We start from the raw sequence: 18,799 nt of genomic DNA, 5'->3' as shown, positions 1-18,799 counted from the left end.
TTTGGAGCGGGAAACGAGACTCGAACTCGCGACCCCGACCTTGGCAAGGTCGTGCTCTACCAACTGAGCTATTCCCGCTTATCATCGATTTTTCAGCCAATTACAAACAATTTCCGCTAAAATTTCGTGACGCCGTGTTGCACATTTCTGTGTCTTCACGGGAGGCGCATTATACGAGAAATCCTTTCTGCTGCAAGCCCCCGACAGCAAATTTTCTTTTTTTTTGTTCAAGTGCTGCTTTAATCGACAAAGCGAACATTTTTCCAGCGAAACCTCGCCAGCACTGGCTTGCGGGGCAACTGAAAAAATCAGCCCCGCGCCTTTATTGCCTTAAAGTTTAATGAAATGTTCGCGATAGTACGCCAGTTCAGCCACAGACTCGCGAATATCATCCAGCGCCTGGTGGGTACCCTGTTTTTTCAGACCTTCCAGGACCTCCGGCTTCCAGCGACGCGCAAGCTCTTTCAGCGTGCTGACATCCAGATAACGGTAGTGGAAATACGCTTCCAGCTCGGGCATATACTTAAACAGAAAACGACGATCCTGGCCAATGCTGTTACCACAGATGGGGGATTTGCCCGCCGGCACCCACTCTTTTAGAAATTCGATAGTCGCCAGTTCCGCTGCCCGATCGTCGAGCTGGCTGGCTTTCACGCGCTCAACCAAACCGCTGCCGGTATGAGTACGCACATTCCACTCATCCATTAACGCCAGTTGCGCGTCGGATTGATGTACCGCAATCACCGGCCCTTCCGCCAGGATGTTCAGATTCGCATCGGTTACCAGCGTGGCGATCTCAATAATGCGATCGCGCTCGGGATCTAACCCCGTCATCTCCAGATCGATCCAAATGAGGTTGTTTTCATTTGCGCTCATGCTATTTTCCACCCTTCTCGCGTAACTATATTCATCTAAAATTGCGTGTATCATAGAGGTTTTGCCCATCAAGGGCGACCAGGAGCCAGCACGATTGAGTAAAAATAAACTCTCCAAAGGACAGCAGCGCCGCGTAAAAGCGAACCACCAGCGCCGACTGAAAACGTCTGCGGAGAAAGCGGACTACGATGACAACCTGTTCGGCGAAGCGTCCGAAGGCGTGGTGATCAGCCGCTTTGGCATGCACGCCGATGTGGAATCTGCCGACGGCGAAGTGCATCGCTGTAACATTCGCCGCACGATTCGCTCACTGGTCACCGGCGACCGCGTTGTCTGGCGTCCGGGTAAAGAAGCCGCAGAAGGCGTCACCGTCAAGGGTATCGTTGAAGCTGTACACGAACGTACCTCTGTGCTGACGCGCCCTGATTTTTATGATGGCGTAAAACCCATCGCCGCCAACATAGATCAAATCGTAGTGATCTCCGCGATCCTGCCGGAACTGTCACTCAACATTATCGATCGCTATCTGGTAGCCTGCGAAACATTGCAGGTTGCACCACTGATTGTCCTGAACAAAATCGATCTGCTGGATGACGAAGGAATGGCATTCGTCAATGAGCAGATGGATATCTACCGTAACATTGGTTACAAGGTGCTGATGGTCTCCAGTCACACGCAAGATGGCCTGGCGCCGCTCGTTGATGCGCTAACTGACCGTATTAGCATCTTTGCCGGGCAGTCCGGCGTCGGGAAATCCAGCCTGCTCAATGCGTTGCTGGGTTTCAAGGAAGAGCAAATACTCACTAACAATGTTTCTGATGTTTCCGGGCTGGGGCAGCACACCACGACTGCAGCACGCCTCTACCACTTCCCGCACGGCGGCGATGTGATTGATTCACCGGGTGTTCGTGAGTTTGGCCTCTGGCATCTCGAACCGGAACAAATCACCAACGGTTTTGTCGAATTCCATGATTATATTGGTCACTGTAAATACCGCGACTGCAAACACAATACCGATCCTGGTTGCGCCATCCGCGAGGCGGTAGAAAATGGCGAGATTGCAGAAAGCCGTTTCGACAACTATCACCGTATTCTTGAAAGCATGGCACAAGTAAAAACGCGTAAAAGCTTTTCTGAATCGGATGACTGACAACTAAGCTAAGCGTCGCTAAAATCGTCCCTTTTTCAAAGACTCAGGCGCTCCGGCGTCGGGTCAGGAACGACAAAAATAATGGCCTGGAGGCTACCTTGTTAAACTCATTTAAACTTTCGCTTCAATACATTCTGCCTAAACTGTGGCTCACTCGCCTGGCGGGCTGGGGCGCAAGCAAACGTGCAGGCTGGCTGACCAAACTGGTCATCGATCTGTTCGTCAAATACTACAAGGTCGATATGAAAGAAGCGCAGAAGCCGGACACCGCCAGCTACCGCACCTTTAACGATTTCTTTGTGCGCCCGCTTCGTGACGAAGTGCGCCCGCTCAATACCGATCCAGACGTGCTGGTGATGCCTGCAGACGGCGTTATCAGCCAGCTTGGCACCATTGAGAATGACAAAATCCTGCAGGCCAAAGGTCACAACTATAGCCTGGAGGCGCTGCTGGCGGGCAACTACCTGATGGCAGACCTGTTCCGCAATGGTAGCTTTGTCACCACCTATCTCTCACCGCGCGATTATCACCGTGTCCATATGCCGTGTAACGGCATCCTGCGCGAGATGATTTACGTGCCGGGCGATCTGTTCTCCGTTAACCATCTGACGGCGCAAAATGTCCCTAATCTCTTTGCCCGTAACGAACGCGTGATCTGCCTGTTCGAGACTGAGTTCGGCCCGATGGCGCAAATCCTTGTCGGCGCGACCATTGTCGGCAGTATCGAAACCGTATGGGCAGGCACCATCACACCGCCGCGCGAAGGCATTATCAAACGCTGGACATGGCCTGCAGGCGATAGCGAAGGCGCGGTTGCGCTACTGAAAGGCCAGGAAATGGGCCGCTTCAAACTCGGTTCAACCGTCATCAACCTGTTTGCGCCGGGCAAAGTGGCGCTGGCAGAGCAACTGCAAAGCCTGTCGGTAACCAAAATTGGCCAGCCGCTGGCCGTTTCTACCGAATCTTTCGCACCGGTAGATGCCGAACCGACACCGTTGCCGGAAACGGAAATCCAGGCAGAACACGACGCCAGCCCGCTGGTTGATGACCAAAAAGACCAGGGCTAACCCCCGCACCACGGAGACTGATGTGCGCCTGATTATCGTTTTTCTGATGGCCTGGTGCCTCAGCCCGGGAGCCGTTGCAGCAACGGCTCCCGATGCCCGACAAATCACCCAAGAACTCGAGCAGGTTAAGGCGGCGAAAAGCACGCCGGAGCAGGCAGAAACTATCGAGGTGCTGCAGGCCGCGCTCAACGCCCTTGAGGAACGCAAAGGTTCACTCGAACGCACACAGCAATATCAACAAGTTATTGATAATTTTCCCAAGCTTTCGAGCACTCTGCGCGCGCAATTGGATAACCTGCGTGAGGAACCCAAATCAGTTCCCGAGGGGATGAGCAGCGACGCGCTGAATCAGGAGATCCTGCAAGTCAGCAGCCAGTTGCTGGAAAAAACCCGCCTCGCCCAGCAGGAACAGGAACGAGCCAGAGAAATCAGCGACTCCCTAAGCCAGCTTCCGCAACAGCAGACTGACGCGCGCCGACAGGTCACAGAAGTAGAGCGCCGACTCGGCACGCAAAATACCAACACACCGTTGGCGCAGGCGCAAAACTTCGGTACGCAGGCAGAATCTGCAAAGCTGAAAGCGCTGGTTGATGAGCTGGATCTGGCACAACTTTCCGCCAATAACCGTCAGGAGCTGGCACGGATGCGTGCCGAACTGGCACAGAAACAGAGTCAGCAACTGGATGCGTATCTGCAGGCCTTGCGTAACCAGCTCAACAGCCAGCGCCAGCGCGAAGCAGAACAGGCGCTGGAGAGCACTGAGCTACTGGCGGAAAACAGCGCCAATCTGCCCGTCGGTATCGTTGAGCAGTTCCGCATCAACCGTGAACTCTCGCAGGCTCTGAACCAACAAGCCCAGCGTATGGATCTGGTCGCATCCCAGCAGCGACAGGCTTCCGGACAGACTTTACAGGTTCGCCAGGCGCTGAATACGCTGCGTGAGCAGTCTCAGTGGCTCGGCGTCTCGAATATGTTGGGTGAAGCGCTGCGCGCGCAGGTTGCCCGCCTCCCGGAAATGCCAAAACCGCAACAACTGGATACCGAGATGGCGCAATTGCGCGTCCATCGGATGCGTTATGAGGATTTGCTGAATAAGCAGCCGCAACTGCGACAAATCCGCCAGGCGGACGGCAAAGCACTTACTGCCGAGCAGAACCGTATTCTGGAGGCCCAGTTACGTACGCAACGCGAGCTGCTGAATGCTTTGCTTCAGGGTGGCGATACGTTGATCCTTGAACTCACCAAGCTGAAAGTGGCCAATAGCCAGCTCGAAGATGCGCTCAAAGAGGTGAATGAAGCGACGCACCGCTATCTGTTCTGGACGGCGGATGTTAGCCCGCTGACCTTTGCATGGCCAATAGAGATTGTGCAGGATCTGCGCCGTTTATTGTCGCTGGATACCCTCAGCCAGCTTGGCAAAGCCAGTATTATGATGCTGACCAGCAAAGAGACGCTGTTCCCGCTGTTTGCTGCGTTAGCGTTAGTGGGTTTCAGCATATATTCACGTCGGCATTTTACCCTTTTTCTGGAGCGTTCAAGCGCCCGCGTCGGCAGGGTCACACAGGATCACTTCTGGCTGACCATGCGCACCGTTTTCTGGTCGATTCTCGTTGCGTCACCACTTCCGGTACTGTGGGCCACGCTCGGTTACGGTTTGCAGGAAGCCTGGCCCTGGCCGCTGGCGGTCGCCATCGGTGATGGCGTTACGGCTACCGTGCCGCTGCTGTGGGTGGTGATGATTTGCGCGACTTTCGCCCGCCCAACCGGCCTGTTTGTCGTCCACTTTGGCTGGCCACGCAACCTCGTTGCACGCGGCATGCGTTACTATCTGATGAGTATTGGCTTTATCGTACCGCTGATCATGGCGCTGATTATGTTCGATAATCTCAACGATCGAGAATTCTCCGGCTCACTCGGGCGGCTGTGCTTTATTCTGATCTGCGGCGCGCTGGCGCTGGTGACTCTGAGCCTGAAACGCGCCGGGATCCCACTTTATGTGGACAAAAGTGGTAGTGCCAATAATTTGCCAAATCATCTGTTGTGGAATTTGCTGCTGTGCGCGCCGCTGGCAGCTATCCTCGCCGCAGCGGTTGGCTATCTGGCCACGTCGCAGGCACTGCTGGCGCGCCTGGAAACCTCAGTCGCCATCTGGTTCGCCCTGCTGGTGGTCTACCATATTATCCGCCGCTGGATGCTGATTCAGCGCCGTCGCCTGGCGTTTGAACGCGCACGCCACCGCCGTGCGGAAATCCTCGCACAGCGTGCCCGGGGCGAGGAAGATGTGCCGCATCACTCCGGCACCGAAAGCGCTGCCGATATTGATGAACCGGAAGTCGATCTGGATGCGATTAGTGTCCAGTCGTTGCGGCTGGTGCGATCGATTCTGATGTTGATTGCGCTACTGTCTGTCATCGTGCTGTGGTCAGAGATCCATTCCGCTTTTGGTTTTTTGGAAAATATTACGTTATGGGATGTCACTTCTACGGTGCAGGGAGTGGAAAGCCTGGAGCCAATTACGCTCGGCGCGGTACTGATCGCTATTCTCGTGTTTATCATTACCACGCAACTGGTGCGCAACCTTCCGGCATTGCTGGAACTGGCGCTGCTGCAACATCTGGATCTGGCGCCCGGCACCGGTTATGCCATTACCACTATCACTAAATATTTGCTGATGTTGTTCGGTGGGCTGGTCGGCTTCTCGATGATCGGCATCGAGTGGGCCAAGCTGCAATGGCTGGTCGCCGCGTTGGGTGTCGGGCTCGGTTTTGGCTTACAGGAGATTTTCGCCAACTTTATATCCGGCCTGATCATTCTGTTTGAGAAGCCGATCCGCATTGGCGATACCGTAACGATACGCGATCTGACAGGCAGTGTGACTAAAATCAACACCCGCGCCACCACCATCAGTGACTGGGATCGTAAAGAGATCATCGTGCCGAACAAGGCGTTTATTACCGAACAGTTTATTAACTGGTCGCTCTCCGATTCCGTCACGCGTGTGGTTTTAACCGTGCCTGCGCCAGCAGACGCCAACAGTGAAGAAGTGACGCAGATCCTCTATACCGCAGCCGAACGCTGCTCTTTTGTGATTGATAACCCAGCACCGGAAGTGTTCCTGGTCGATCTGCAACAAGGTATTCAACTGTTTGAACTGCGCATTTATGCCGCTGAGATGGGGCATCGTATGCCGCTGCGCCACGAAATCCACCAACTGATTCTGGCGGGCTTCCGCGAACACGGTATCGATTTACCGTTCCCGCCATTCCAGATGCGGCTGGAGAGCCTTGACGGGAAACGCACGGCGCGAACACTGACTTCAGCAGGCAAAGGCAATCGCCCGGCGGGGAGTTTGTAAGGCAACAAAAAAGGCGCCTCGGCGCCTTTTTTCATGTTACAGCATCAGCGTATTAAGCCCGGTCAACGGTAAACGCAATAACCTCAGCCAGGCTTTCCGCCTGCAATGCCAGCATGACCAAACGATCAACGCCCAACGCCACGCCGGAACAATCCGGCAGGCCGGCTTTCAACGCTTCCAGCAGATTATTGTCCACTGGCTGCTGCGGCAAACCGCGTGCCGCGCGCTTGCGGTTATCCTGCTCAAAACGCTGCTGCTGCTCGCGGGCGTCAGTCAGTTCATGGAAACCATTCGCCAGCTCAATCCCTTTGAAATAGACCTCAAAACGCTCCGCCACGCGGTGATCTTCGGTGCTGATCTGCGCCAATGCGGCCTGGCTTGCAGGGAAGTGGTACACGAAAGTTGGACGGTCTTTGCCGATATGCGGCTCAACGCCCATGGCAAATAGCAGTTGTAGCAGCGTATCGCGGTCTTCTTCTGTCTCCGCAATATTGCTCAGATCGAGTTTCGCCGCCACTTCGCGTAGCTGCGCTTTATCAGCAGAGAGTGGATCCACTTCCAGATAACGCTGAAACGCCTGCTGGTAAGAGAGCGATTCCGCTGCCGGGCACTCCAGTACCTGTTGGAGTAAATCGTCCACCTCGTTCATCAGACGGTACATGTCGTAGTGTGGGCGATACCACTCAAGCATGGTGAATTCAGGATTGTGATGACGCCCCATCTCTTCATTACGGAAGCTTCTGCACAACTGGAATACCGGGCCACAACCCGCCGCCAGCAGACGCTTCATATGGTATTCCGGGCTGGTCATCAGATAGAGATTGGTCCCCTGGGAATGACCTGGGCCAACAAAACGGGTTTCAAACGGGAACAGATGAACGTCCGTTACCGTTGCCTGACTCATACAGGGCGTTTCCACCTCAAGTACGCCGCGATCGGCGAAGAAACGCCGAATTTCCGCCATGATTGCCGCGCGCTTTAATAAATTGGGGATGGATGCGCTCGGCTGCCAGGTGGCCGTTTCGCTCATGGTACGTTCTCCGAATTCAGACAAGGGCACGAAGTCTACCCGCATCGATCCGCGGAGACAAATTTTGCGCAAAAAAATTTCATTTATCTCGTCTATAAATAAGGAGGAAGTAAGCAAGGATGATATTTATCAATATGTATGATGCATTACCTTAAAGAACAGCAAAAAAATCGAACGCATCAATTTTCCCTTGGATCACTATGGTTATACTGCTTCTTACCCAAAAAGGAGCAGTGGAACATATTCGCAACTGCCTTAAGCGGTCTGGCTTATCGTTGCGGAACAACAATAATCTGGAGGAATGTCGTGCAAACCTTTCAAGCCGATATCGCTGTGATAGGCGCAGGCGGAGCGGGATTACGCACCGCAATCGCGGCGGCGCAAGCCAACCCGAAAGCAAAAATCGCATTGATTTCAAAAGTTTATCCGATGCGCAGCCACACGGTTGCCGCAGAAGGCGGTTCTGCCGCCGTCGCCCAGGATCATGACAGCTTCGAATACCATTTCCACGATACCGTTGCTGGCGGTGACTGGCTTTGCGAACAGGATGTCGTTGATTATTTTGTGCATCATTGCCCGACAGAAATGACCCAACTTGAACAGTGGGGCTGTCCATGGAGCCGTCGTCCGGATGGTTCGGTCAACGTGCGGCGCTTCGGTGGGATGAAAATAGAACGCACCTGGTTCGCCGCCGATAAAACCGGCTTCCATATGCTGCATACCCTGTTTCAAACCTCCCTTCAGTTCCCACAAATTCAACGCTTCGACGAACACTTCGTGCTGGATATCCTTGTGGATGACAATCATGCCCGCGGGCTGGTCGCCATGAATATGATGGAAGGCACACTGGTGCAGATTCGCGCCAATGCCGTGGTGATGGCTACTGGCGGCGCTGGCCGCGTTTACCGCTACAACACCAACGGCGGCATTGTCACCGGTGACGGCATGGGCATGGCGCTATCACACGGCGTTCCGCTACGCGACATGGAGTTCGTACAGTACCATCCAACCGGCTTGCCGGGTTCCGGCATTCTGATGACAGAAGGTTGCCGTGGCGAAGGTGGCATTCTGGTGAACAAAAACGGCTACCGTTATTTGCAAGATTACGGCATGGGGCCGGAAACTCCGCTGGGCGAGCCGAAGAACAAATATATGGAACTCGGCCCGCGCGACAAAGTGTCGCAAGCGTTCTGGCATGAGTGGCGTAAAGGCAACACCATCTCTACGCCGCGCGGTGATGTGGTCTACCTCGACCTGCGTCATCTTGGTGCGAAAAAAATCAGCGAGCGTCTGCCGTTTATCTGTGAACTGGCGAAAGCCTATGTTGGCGTCGATCCAATCAAAGAGCCGATTCCGGTACGCCCGACGGCCCACTACACCATGGGCGGTATCGAAACCGACCAAAACTGCGAGTCCCGCATTACCGGGCTGTTTGCTGTCGGTGAATGCTCGTCGGTCGGTCTGCACGGTGCCAACCGTCTCGGCTCGAACTCGCTGGCGGAACTGGTGGTGTTTGGCCGCCTGGCCGGTGAACGCGCCATTGCACGTTCGGCCTCTGCGAGCAAAGCCAATGACGATGCGTTAAACGCGCAGGCAGCAGATGCCGAGCAGCGCCTGAAAGCGCTGGTCAATCAGGACGGCAACGAAAGCTGGGCGAAAATCCGCGATGAAATGGGCGAATCCATGGAAGAAGGCTGCGGGATCTACCGCACGCCGGAATTGATGCAGAAAACCGTGGATAAGCTAGCTGAGCTGCAAGAGCGCTTCAAACGCGTGCGCATTACCGATACTTCCAGCGTCTTCAACACCGATGTGCTCTACACCATCGAACTGGGACACGGACTGAACGTGGCCGAATGTATGGCGCACTCGGCGCTGGCGCGTAAAGAATCCCGCGGAGCGCATCAGCGCCTGGATGAGGGATGTACTGAGCGCGATGACGTCAACTTCCTCAAACACACGCTGGCTTTCCGCGATGCCGACGGCGCAATCCGACTGGAATACAGCGACGTGAAGATCACTACGCTGCCACCGGCGAAACGCGTATACGGTGCAGAAGCTGAATCGTCTGAGAAGAAGGAGACGAAGAATGTCTGAGATGAAGAATCTGAAAGTGGAGGTGGTGCGTTACAACCCGGAAGTGGACGATGCGCCTCACAGTGCCTTCTATGACGTGCCTTACGATGAAGCCACCTCTCTGCTCGACGCGCTGAACTATATCAAAGATAACCTTGCGCCGGATCTAAGTTACCGCTGGTCGTGCCGTATGGCGATTTGCGGCTCCTGCGGCATGATGGTCAACAAAGTTCCGAAACTGGCATGTAAAACCTTTCTGCGCGATTACGAGAAAGGCCTGAAAGTCGAGGCGCTGGCAAACTTCCCGGTTGAGCGCGATCTGGTGGTCGATATGACCCACTTTATCGAAAGTCTCGAAGCAATTAAGCCTTATATCATCGGTAATACGCGCACGCTGGATCAGGGGCCCGGCAAGCAAACCCCGGCGCAGATGGCGAAGTACCATCAGTTCTCCGGCTGCATTAACTGCGGCCTGTGCTACGCCGCCTGCCCGCAGTTTGGTCTGAATCCTGAGTTCATCGGCCCGGCGGCGATTACGCTGGCGCATCGCTATAACCTTGATAGCCGCGATAACGGCAAAAAAGAGCGCATGGGGCAACTCAACAGCCAGAACGGCGTGTGGAGCTGTACGTTTGTCGGCTACTGTTCGGAGGTGTGTCCGAAACATGTCGATCCGGCTGCGGCCATTCAGCAGGGCAAGGTGGAAAGCTCGAAAGACTTTCTTATCGCCACCCTGAAACCACGCTAAGGAGTGCATTATGACGACTAAACGTAAAGCCTGGGTTCGTCCCATGCCGTCAAGCTGGTGGAAAACTCTGCCGTTTTATCGCTTCTACATGCTGCGTGAAGGAACGGCGGTACCTGCGGTCTGGTTCAGTCTCGAACTGATCTTTGGCCTGTTTGCGCTAAAACACGGGCCGCAAAACTGGGAAGGGTTTGTGCACTTTCTGCAAAACCCGATTGTGCTAATCCTCAATCTGGTGACGCTCGCCGCCGCGCTGCTGCACACCAAAACCTGGTTTGATCTGGCACCGAAAGCGCAGCTTATCATCGTCAAAGGCGAAAAAATGGGGCCAGAGCCGGTAGTGAAAGGGCTTTGGGTAGTGACTGCGGTAGTCACTGTGGTGGTGCTGTTTGTGGCTCTTTTCTGGTAAGGAGGCCAACGTGATTAACCCGAATCCAAAACGTTCTGACGAACCCGTATTCTGGGGTTTGTTCGGTGCAGGTGGTATGTGGAGCGCAATTGTCGCACCGGTTATCGTGCTGCTGGTCGGCATTCTGCTGCCGCTGGGCTTCTACCCTGCTGAAGCGCTGGGCTATGAACGCGTGCTGGCGTTTGCGCAAAGCTTCATTGGCCGCGTGTTCCTCTTTTTGATGATCGTCCTGCCGGTGTGGTGCGGTCTGCACCGTATGCACCATATGATGCATGATTTGAAAATTCACGTACCGAACGGTAAATGGATGTTCTACGGCCTCGCGGCGATTCTGACTGTGGTCACACTGATCGGCGTCATTTTTATTTGATACCTGTCGCTCTCCTGCGTAAGCGGGAGAGCAAATTTTCAGCCAGCGTCTATACCGGGGCTCTACACCGGAATCACCAAAATTTCAGTTATCCCAGTTTCAGTCCGGCAACCAGCACATCCAGGTCAATAATTTCATCGCTGCTCTGGAAGGTATAATGTCCATTCAGCAAAAGTTCAGGCTGTGAAAACAACGAAGATGGCCACGCCGATAACCATACAGTGCGCAGATTTTTTCGCGTTGAGCATCGCGTGGTTCAAACTGTCAGCGGCCCGGACTGAACCAGGCGCTGGCAGCCATTCGTCAGGGAGACATGCTGGCCGTACCTGAACAGGGCAGGCTGGCACGATGGGAAAAAGTTCTTCAACGTGCTGGCGACCTTCGCGGAATTTGAAGGTGACCTGATACGTCTTCGACGCGCGAAGGTATGGCTATTGCACGGGCGAAAGGAAAACTGTGGGGGAAGCACAGCCTAAGCTGTCAGATAAGCAGCAGAAAGAACTGCGTCGGATGCATAAAAGTGGCGAGTACTCTATCAGCGGTCTGGCTGAATTATTTTCAGTTTCGCAACCAACTGTTTATCGAACGCTTTCCCGTGAGAAATAATTAAGAACTTGATTTAATGGAAATTATCATGGAGCGATTATGTACAACAACAATGAAGTCATCAGTTACCTACAAGCCAACAGGATTCTCGCATTAAAGCTCGACCATGTAGTTTCTGCCGTCGGTCAGCAGGTTACAAATCAAGTTGAAACCTTAGGAAAGGATGCTACCCGCCTGCTGTATTACACATCCTGTTTTACCGATGAATATAACGATGTTTGCCAGCAGCAAAAGACTGAAGATATCCGTTTCAGGGATGCCGTTTATAAGGTAATACGCCACGGTGATGTGGTCTATGACATGCTTCGGATCTACTTCGAAGAAATTTTCAAATACAAAACTTCTGAGCAGATAGAACACATCAAGCAGTGTCTGGTGGCCGTGAATGTCCATATTGCTGCCAGCTCTCTCACCATCGCCGGATTTACGTTAGCGGCCGCAAGCAGCGTTCGCATTGGGTTAAACCTCAGCCTTGAAATAAGCGCTCTTGCAGGTACATGGGCGTCCCGTGGTATTGCAGCTGTCGGAGTTTATGGCGTTGTTCAGAAGGCTGCCGACTGTGCTCATCGACTGCATATTCAATTTCCCGCTTATTATTCTGCGCTTTATGCACAAGGACTGGAAATGCTCTACTTCCTCATTGAGCCTGTTTTCCAAAAGGCGAGCGCTATCGAAGCGCAATGGGCATCAGATAATGACATTGTGGGCATCATCAGCAGGATGATCCAATAGCCATGATGGCATATATCAAACGTTTTTTACGGTGGCAGGGACGGTTCTTCTTTTCGGTCTACGGCCCAATAGTGCTAACCATCGTTTTTGCCCTGGTTCAGGCTCATTTTTTCCCGGGAAGTCCAGTCTGGCCAATCGGTGTTTTCTTCATAGCCGTAATGATTATTTTTGCTCGTTATGTGAAATGGTGAAACGCAAAACATCCCAATATTTAATACATACTGATAAGGAAATTACATGTCTACTCCTGCACATTTATGGCTTGAAGATGAGAACGGATCTCCGGTAGTCGGTAGCTGTATGATGCCCCTGCGCTTAGGGTCTATTGAGCTGAAATCATTCTCTCACGGTGTAACAATCCCGGTAGATCCAAGCTGGGGGAAACTTACAGGTACGCGCGTTCATAGCCCTATCACGATAGTGAAAGAATTTGATCAGACAACACCACTCCTGTACCGCGCTGTCTGCGAAGGCCGAACCATGAAGAAGGCAACGATCAAGATGTACCGAATACTGGAATCGGGCATCGAGTCTGAATATTTCAATATCATCTTAGAAAACGTCAAAATCACGACGGTTTCTCCTTACCTTGCTCCTAATGGCATGAGTAGCACCCATCTGGAAACACTCGAATTGCGTTACGAGGCGATCACCTGGAAGTATACGGAGGGTAATGTTATCTATCGTGATTCATGGAACGATCGCTGCTGTGCCTGACAACTAAAGGCACCGGAGGCAAATGCCCCCTCTGGCACTAACGAGGAGAGAAAATGGTCGACTTAACCGCAGAACAGCGCAACTGGCAAAGATAGTTCATGATTATGTGCTGGCTTCCCCTGACGGAAGATGGCGATGCTCAGTTATTGCAGGGCTGTTATGACTATATGAATACTTTTAAACAGGCGATAGACAGCGCTTCAAAAGTCCAGATGAACTACATTTTCCTGCAATACCCTGGATATTTTCGCTTTACCAGGTGGATGGAAAAGCTGGCTCAGGGCATTGCTGATAGAGTCATTGAGGTGTCGAAAGATCGCCGCGCCGAAGGTCGCTTTCTTCGGTCCTTTCTATGGCGGTTACAACATCATCACCCTTGACGATGAATATCGCTATGCGCTGGTGTACGGGCCGGATCGCAACTATTTTTGTGGCAGCTGTCGCGTACGCCACCCCTGCCGACAAAGGTCAAACAGCAGATGCTGGATATAGACAGCCGACAAGGTTTTGCTGTGGAAAAACGACTCTGGATTAATCCGCCTTACTAATCTGTACTGAGCTTTAACCCAATGATTCCAGCGACAATCAGGCACAGACTGAGGATACGCGCCAGGCTTGCGGATTCGCCAAGCAGCACAACCCCTGCAATTGCGGCACCAACCGCGCCGATCCCGGTCCAGATCGCATAGGCGGTACCAATCGGCAGGGTTTTCATTGCCCATGAAAGCAGCACAACACTGGCGATCATCGCTGTAACGGTGATGATACTGGGGATAAGGCGCGTAAACCCATGGGTGTATTTCAGACCGACAGCCCAAACCACTTCAAGAAGACCGGCGATAAGAAGTATTAACCAGGACATGATTGGCTCCGATGAGGGGCCGTCCCCGAAAAAAATGAAACTGACAGGTCGTCCCGCCAGAGATGTGAAGAGAAGTAAATTTTGCCCGCTACAGTTTAAAATTTCAACTTGACGGTGATTGCTTATATTCAGCAATTTAAAGCAAGAAATAGCCACTGTTCGCTGCGGAATTCCAGCATTTACCCACCTTATGTACCCCCTATGATGAATCACTTTCCTGAATCCAGGAAACTGTGCGCCACCCTCTGACTGTGAAGAAAAATATGTTCAAAATTCTCGTGATTGACCGTTGTTACTTCACCCGTATTGGGGTGGAATCCTGGCTCAATCAACCCGATTTGTTTCCCGCCTCGTTCCTCGTTACCGGATTGCATAATTTAATGCTGGCGAAAGAACATATTGTGCAGTGGCAGCCTGATCTGGTGATTGCCGACCTTCATGGTTTCAAGAATGAAATTCATCATATTCAACAGCTTGCTTCATTATTTTCCGTCTGCGGCGACTCAAACCAGGTGCTGCTGCTGGAATCGGGTATCGATGCGCAACTTTCCGGGTTTTACAGGCAACTTAAAATTCGCGCAACGATGCTAAAAACAGAACCGCTGGATAAACTGGCGCAGCTCATTGATGACATTGTGCTGGCATGTCCGGCGCGTTCAATTCCACAGATGGCGACACCACTACTGACCAAACAGGAAGAGAAAGTGCTCACACTATGGATGGAAGGGAAAAGTAACCAAACCATAGCCGCAAGGCTAAGTATTAACGGCAAAACCGTTTATACCTACAAGCGTAATATTCGCATGAAGCTCGGGATGGGGAATCGGTTTACGCCCTTCCTTTCACTGCCGGAAAATTCAAATTAGCGGTACGGCGAATGCCGTACCGGCAAGGATTACTGCTGAGCTTTGCTTGCTGCGCCAGAGATAGCGCTGCCACCTTCCGAGATATCCTGACCGACGCCTCGCGTGGTATTACACGCCGTCAGAACGGATGAAAGAACTAATGCAGAAAAGATCGCAACAATTGTCTTCTTAACCATAATATCTTCCTTATGTGACCAATATTATTTGTGCATAGCCACTTAAGCATAGACAAAATTCCGCACTGAGACCGGAACGGGAAGGTTTTTAAGAAGATGTGAAGTTTTTAGCTGACCGCGTGAGAAATAGCGTGGCCCAGGCTCTGAATGTCTTCGCCGACACCGCGCGCCGTATTGCAGCCCGACAGCAAAGCGCTGCTGATAAGCATAAGTGAAAGGATTTTGGTAAGGCGTTTCATCATTTCTGCCTCGAGATGTTCAACGGCGTAGCATGGTGCTACGCCGAAACTGCAGACATTACTTCACGCGAGATACATATTCGCCAGAGCGGGTATCCACTTTGATAACTTCACCGATCTGCACGAATAGCGGGACTTTAACCACTGCACCAGTGCTCAGGGTAGCCGGTTTGCCGCCAGTACCTGCGGTGTCGCCTTTCAGACCAGGATCGGTTTCAACGATTTCCAGCTCAACAAAGTTCGGCGGAGTGACGGAGATAGGCTGGCCGTTCCACAGAGTTACGATGCACTCAGCCTGATCCAGCAACCATTTTGCGTTATCGCCAATCGCTTTGGCATCAGCGGAAAGCTGTTCGAAAGTTTCATTGTTCATGAAGTGCCAGAACTCACCGTCGTTGTACAGGTAAGTCAGGTTCATATCGACAACGTCTGCACCTTCGGCAGAGTCAGTAGATTTGAAGGTTTTTTCTACGCGAGTACCGGTCAGCAGGCGACGCAGCTTAACGCGCGCAAATGCCTGGCCTTTACCTGGTTTAACGAATTCGCTGGCTTCAACCGCATAAGGTTCGCCGTCCAACATGATTTTAAGACCAGCACGAAAATCGTTGCTATAGTAAGTCGCCATAAGGCCCTCTGAAAATTGTTAACTGGTAGCTTAGCCACAAAATGGCGCATATTGTAACCCTAAATACCCCGTCCAGAGAAGATTGGTTAATGCAACTTGCCGATGTAATAACCGATCCGGACGAACTATTACGTCTTTTAAAGATAGACACGGATGAAAATTTAACTTCAGGTCGTGAAGCAAAACGCCTGTTTCCCCTACGCGTCCCGAGATCCTTTGCCGCGCGCATGCAGCCTGGCAATCCCAACGATCCGTTATTGCGCCAGGTGATCACCACACCGCAGGAATTTATCGCAGCGCCGGGTTTCACCACCGATCCGCTGGAAGAACAGAGTAGCGTGGTGCCTGGATTACTGCATAAATACAGTAATCGTGCCCTGCTGCTGGTGAAAGGCGGCTGCGCTGTGAACTGCCGCTACTGCTTTCGTCGCCACTTCCCCTACGCGGAAAATCAGGGCAACAAGCGTAACTGGCAAGGCGCACTGGACTATATTGCCGCGCATCCGGAGCTGGATGAAATTATCTTTTCCGGCGGCGATCCGCTGATGGCGAAAGATCATGAGCTGGACTGGCTGCTGGAACAGCTGGAAGCCATTCCACACATTAAACGCCTGCGTATCCACAGCCGCTTGCCGATTGTGATCCCGGCGCGCATCACTGATACGCTAGTCGCACGTTTCGCACGTTCATCTCTGCAAATTTTGCTGGTCAATCATATTAACCACGCCCAGGAGATCGGCGATGACTTCCGCGCGGCGATGGCCGCACTGCGGCAGGCGGGCGTCACTTTACTGAATCAAAGCGTGCTACTACGTGGCGTGAATGATAATGCGCAAACATTGGCGGAGTTGAGTAATGCGTTATTTGATGTGGGAGTGATGCCCTACTATCTGCATGTGCTGGATAAAGTTCAGGGCGCTGCGCACTTTATGGTGAGTGATGACGAAGCGCGTTTGATTATGCGCGAGCTTCTGACGCTGGTTTCCGGCTATATGGTGCCGAAACTTGCCCGCGAGATTGGCGGCGAACCCAGTAAGACGCCGCTGGATCTGCAATTACGCCAGCGCTAAGCCGTAAATAATGACGAGCCTTTGCAGGCTCGTCATTGCCGTTTAAAACGTCTCCCAACCGTCCTGTCCCGCAGTGGCAACAGCCTGTTTTGGTTGATGTATTTTCCCGATCGACTTTTTCACTTTCTCCAGTTGCTGCCCTGGCAAGCGGAACACATCAACCAGTTGTTGCAGTTTACTTGCTTGCTCTTCAAGGCTACCGGCGGCGGCGGAAGATTCCTGTACCAGCGCGGCGTTCTGCTGCGTGGTGGTATCCATTTCCGACATCGCCTGGGCAATCTGCGAAATGCCACGGTTTTGCTCATCGGACGCAGCGGCGATCTCCTGCATTAAATCTTTAACCTGCTGCACGGAGTGCACAATGCCGCTCATCGTTTCTCCCGCCAGATCGACCTGCCGGGAACCTTCCTCGATATAGTTCACCGACTCATGGATCAGGGTTTCAATCTCTTTAGCCGCCTGGGCGCTACGCTGCGCCAGATTCCGCACCTCGCCTGCTACCACAGCAAAACCACGTCCTTGCTCACCGGCTCTGGCTGCTTCAACAGCTGCGTTAAGCGCCAGAATGTTGGTTTGAAATGCAATACCATTAATCACAGAGGTGATTTCGGAAATGCGTTTCGAGCTTTCGATAATATCCTTCATGCGATTCACTGCAACACTTACAACCGTGCCGCCTTTTACCGCCGTATCTGACGCTGTCGTGGCTAACTGGCTGGCCTGATGCGCGTTCTGCGCGTTCTGTTTCACCGTCGAACTCAACTCTTCCATGCTTGCGGCCGTTTCCACTACAGCGGCCGATTGCTGTTCGGTACGAGCAGAAAGTTCATTATTGCCGAGGGCAATCTCATTAGCGGCGGTGTTCACCGAACTGGAGGCGCTGCGTACCATGGACAGTGATTCCGCGACCCGTCCCATCAGCAGGTTGAATGCCCCAACGGCCTGGCCAATCTCGTCCAGACGCCCCGTGGGTAATGCATGTCTGAGATCCAGTTTTTCGCTGATGCTGACCATCCCGTCTTTCATATCATTCAGACGACGCTTGATATTCAACACGGTGAATAAACCAAACAGTCCCAGAACAAGCGTCGACGCCAACGTGGCAATCAGAGATAGCGTCATTGCGCGAGAAATCAACGAACTATTATTACTGTTAGCCGTCGTCACCAACGAGGCGTTATAGGCAATTTGAGCGTCAAAATCATTGACCAATTGCGTGATAATACTCGAAACCAATCCCCCTGAATGCATGGCTTTAATGATACCATCACGATCGTTAGCATTTGATATTTTAAAATATTGATCCATCACTGTGCGGAATTTTTCTAAATCCGCTAACGTTTTATTCGATAAATCAAGATCATGTTGATCAGAAATAAGCTCCTTCAGGTAATGTTGATGCATGGCATATAATTCATCATATATTTTTAACGCTTTTTGTTGTACTTCATTCATACCCGCAGCGTCTTGCGTCAAACCATGTAGATAAAGCTGACTACGGATGCCGGTAACCTGCAGCATCTCTTTGTTCATGACGTCGAGGCTCGGCAAGATATTTGCCTGAAAATAATCCTGCGCGTTACCAATTTTCGATAGTGAAAAAACAGCGATTAAGTTTGTTCCAATTAAACTCAGGATTAATAACGAAAATGCAAGCAATAGCTTCTTTGTAATATTCATCGTCTCTCCGACCCTCTTCACACCTGCCAAAAGCACTCTAATTTTAAAATCCTTTTATTTTTGCGTCCTGCCAACACTATCGACAATAAAACCGCATACTTTAGTGATCGCGGTATCTTCTCCGCAAAGAAAATAGAAAATGTTTTTA

The 18,799-nt window shown here is 52.2% G+C and carries 18 protein-coding genes, 1 tRNA gene and 3 pseudogenes; 14 read left to right on the top strand and 8 right to left on the bottom strand.

The features are described 5' to 3' along the window. Nucleotides 1-2: 2 nt before the first annotated feature. Together BM427_RS12445 and orn are read right to left on the bottom strand one after the other, a co-directional pair. A tRNA-Gly gene (locus BM427_RS12445) sits at nt 3-78 on the bottom strand. A 252-nt stretch (nt 79-330) separates the two neighbouring features. Next, nucleotides 331-876: an oligoribonuclease gene (gene orn, locus BM427_RS12440; RefSeq protein ID WP_090121986.1), complete on the bottom strand. Its 546-nt coding sequence runs from the start codon at nt 874-876 to the stop codon at nt 331-333. A gap of 94 nt (nt 877-970) precedes the next feature. Here orn and rsgA point away from each other — a divergent pair, with 94 nt between their 5' ends. From rsgA to mscM, 3 genes are all read left to right on the top strand, one after another. Further along, nucleotides 971-2,026: a small ribosomal subunit biogenesis GTPase RsgA gene (rsgA, locus tag BM427_RS12435; protein ID WP_175539137.1), complete on the top strand. Its 1,056-nt coding sequence runs from the start codon at nt 971-973 to the stop codon at nt 2,024-2,026. Between the two features lie 98 nt (nt 2,027-2,124). Continuing rightward, nucleotides 2,125-3,093: an archaetidylserine decarboxylase gene (gene asd, locus BM427_RS12430; RefSeq protein WP_090121984.1), complete on the top strand. Its 969-nt coding sequence runs from the start codon at nt 2,125-2,127 to the stop codon at nt 3,091-3,093. A gap of 22 nt (nt 3,094-3,115) precedes the next feature. Continuing rightward, on the top strand, nt 3,116-6,448 hold the full coding sequence (mscM, locus tag BM427_RS12425) for a miniconductance mechanosensitive channel MscM (RefSeq protein ID WP_090121982.1): 3,333 nt from the start codon (nt 3,116-3,118) through the stop codon (nt 6,446-6,448). Nucleotides 6,449-6,500: 52 nt separating this feature from the next. Here mscM and epmA read toward each other — a convergent pair whose 3' ends face one another. Further along, entirely contained in the window at nt 6,501-7,478 is a 978-nt protein-coding gene (epmA, locus tag BM427_RS12420) for an elongation factor P--(R)-beta-lysine ligase (RefSeq protein WP_090121981.1), read from the bottom strand. A 306-nt stretch (nt 7,479-7,784) separates the two neighbouring features. Between epmA and frdA the strand changes: the two genes are divergently transcribed. The 9 genes and pseudogenes from frdA to BM427_RS26020 all read left to right on the top strand — a co-directional run. After that, a complete protein-coding gene (frdA, locus tag BM427_RS12415; protein WP_090121979.1) occupies nt 7,785-9,575 on the top strand; it encodes a fumarate reductase (quinol) flavoprotein subunit in 1,791 nt (596 codons plus the stop codon). After that, nucleotides 9,568-10,302 (top strand): succinate dehydrogenase/fumarate reductase iron-sulfur subunit, encoded by a 735-nt coding sequence (locus BM427_RS12410; protein ID WP_090121978.1) that lies wholly within the window; start codon nt 9,568-9,570, stop codon nt 10,300-10,302. Before frdA ends, BM427_RS12410 begins: the two co-directional genes overlap by 8 nt. 10 nt (nt 10,303-10,312) lie before the next feature. Then, the gene (gene frdC, locus BM427_RS12405; RefSeq protein WP_090121977.1) at nt 10,313-10,708 is read left to right on the top strand and encodes a fumarate reductase subunit FrdC; all 396 of its coding nucleotides are present in this window, start codon (nt 10,313-10,315) and stop codon (nt 10,706-10,708) included. A gap of 10 nt (nt 10,709-10,718) precedes the next feature. Then, nucleotides 10,719-11,078 carry a fumarate reductase subunit FrdD gene (gene frdD / locus BM427_RS12400; RefSeq protein ID WP_090121975.1) on the top strand — a complete coding sequence of 120 codons (360 nt, stop codon included), beginning with the start codon at nt 10,719-10,721 and terminating at the stop codon, nt 11,076-11,078. A gap of 277 nt (nt 11,079-11,355) precedes the next feature. After that, a pseudogene (locus BM427_RS12395) lies at nt 11,356-11,684 on the top strand (helix-turn-helix domain-containing protein). A 39-nt stretch (nt 11,685-11,723) separates the two neighbouring features. Further along, nucleotides 11,724-12,416: a hypothetical protein gene (locus tag BM427_RS12390; RefSeq protein ID WP_090121974.1), complete on the top strand. Its 693-nt coding sequence runs from the start codon at nt 11,724-11,726 to the stop codon at nt 12,414-12,416. 237 nt (nt 12,417-12,653) lie between these two features. Next, nucleotides 12,654-13,133: an Hcp family type VI secretion system effector gene (locus BM427_RS12380; RefSeq protein WP_090121971.1), complete on the top strand. Its 480-nt coding sequence runs from the start codon at nt 12,654-12,656 to the stop codon at nt 13,131-13,133. A 53-nt stretch (nt 13,134-13,186) separates the two neighbouring features. Continuing rightward, nucleotides 13,187-13,450, top strand: a pseudogene (locus tag BM427_RS12375) (arylsulfatase regulator); the annotation flags it as partial. A gap of 1 nt (nt 13,451) precedes the next feature. Further along, nucleotides 13,452-13,681, top strand: a pseudogene (locus tag BM427_RS26020) (lipocalin family protein); the annotation flags it as partial. Here BM427_RS26020 and sugE read toward each other — a convergent pair. Next, nucleotides 13,678-13,995, bottom strand: coding sequence for a quaternary ammonium compound efflux SMR transporter SugE (gene sugE, locus BM427_RS12365; RefSeq protein ID WP_090121970.1), 318 nt, complete (start codon nt 13,993-13,995; stop codon nt 13,678-13,680). The pseudogene BM427_RS26020 and the gene sugE overlap by 4 nt on opposite strands. A 263-nt stretch (nt 13,996-14,258) precedes the next feature. Between sugE and BM427_RS12360 the strand changes: the two genes are divergently transcribed. Continuing rightward, complete coding sequence (locus tag BM427_RS12360; RefSeq protein ID WP_090121968.1) at nt 14,259-14,861, top strand: LuxR C-terminal-related transcriptional regulator; 603 nt, start codon at nt 14,259-14,261, stop codon at nt 14,859-14,861. Nucleotides 14,862-14,890: 29 nt separating this feature from the next. Here the strand turns inward: BM427_RS12360 and ecnB are convergent, their stop codons facing one another. The 3 genes from ecnB to efp form a co-directional block, all read right to left on the bottom strand. Beyond that, the gene (gene ecnB / locus BM427_RS12355; protein ID WP_090121967.1) at nt 14,891-15,037 is read right to left on the bottom strand and encodes a lipoprotein toxin entericidin B; all 147 of its coding nucleotides are present in this window, start codon (nt 15,035-15,037) and stop codon (nt 14,891-14,893) included. Between the two features lie 107 nt (nt 15,038-15,144). Continuing rightward, the gene (locus tag BM427_RS12350; RefSeq protein ID WP_035886951.1) at nt 15,145-15,276 is read right to left on the bottom strand and encodes an entericidin A/B family lipoprotein; all 132 of its coding nucleotides are present in this window, start codon (nt 15,274-15,276) and stop codon (nt 15,145-15,147) included. A gap of 58 nt (nt 15,277-15,334) precedes the next feature. Further along, nucleotides 15,335-15,901, bottom strand: coding sequence for an elongation factor P (efp, locus tag BM427_RS12345; RefSeq protein WP_007372714.1), 567 nt, complete (start codon nt 15,899-15,901; stop codon nt 15,335-15,337). Between the two features lie 41 nt (nt 15,902-15,942). Here efp and epmB point away from each other — a divergent pair, with 41 nt between their 5' ends. Further along, on the top strand, nt 15,943-16,971 hold the full coding sequence (epmB, locus tag BM427_RS12340) for an EF-P beta-lysylation protein EpmB (RefSeq protein ID WP_090121966.1): 1,029 nt from the start codon (nt 15,943-15,945) through the stop codon (nt 16,969-16,971). A 42-nt stretch (nt 16,972-17,013) separates the two neighbouring features. Here epmB and BM427_RS12335 read toward each other — a convergent pair whose 3' ends face one another. Continuing rightward, nucleotides 17,014-18,522 carry a methyl-accepting chemotaxis protein gene (locus tag BM427_RS12335; RefSeq protein ID WP_425280047.1) on the bottom strand — a complete coding sequence of 503 codons (1,509 nt, stop codon included), beginning with the start codon at nt 18,520-18,522 and terminating at the stop codon, nt 17,014-17,016. Nucleotides 18,523-18,799: the final 277 nt, after the last annotated feature.

The organism is Kosakonia arachidis (assembly GCF_900116535.1).
Lineage (GTDB): Bacteria > Pseudomonadota > Gammaproteobacteria > Enterobacterales > Enterobacteriaceae > Kosakonia > Kosakonia arachidis.
The sequence above is the reverse complement of the archived record's forward strand: the minus strand, read 5'-3'. Positions and strand labels throughout refer to the sequence as shown.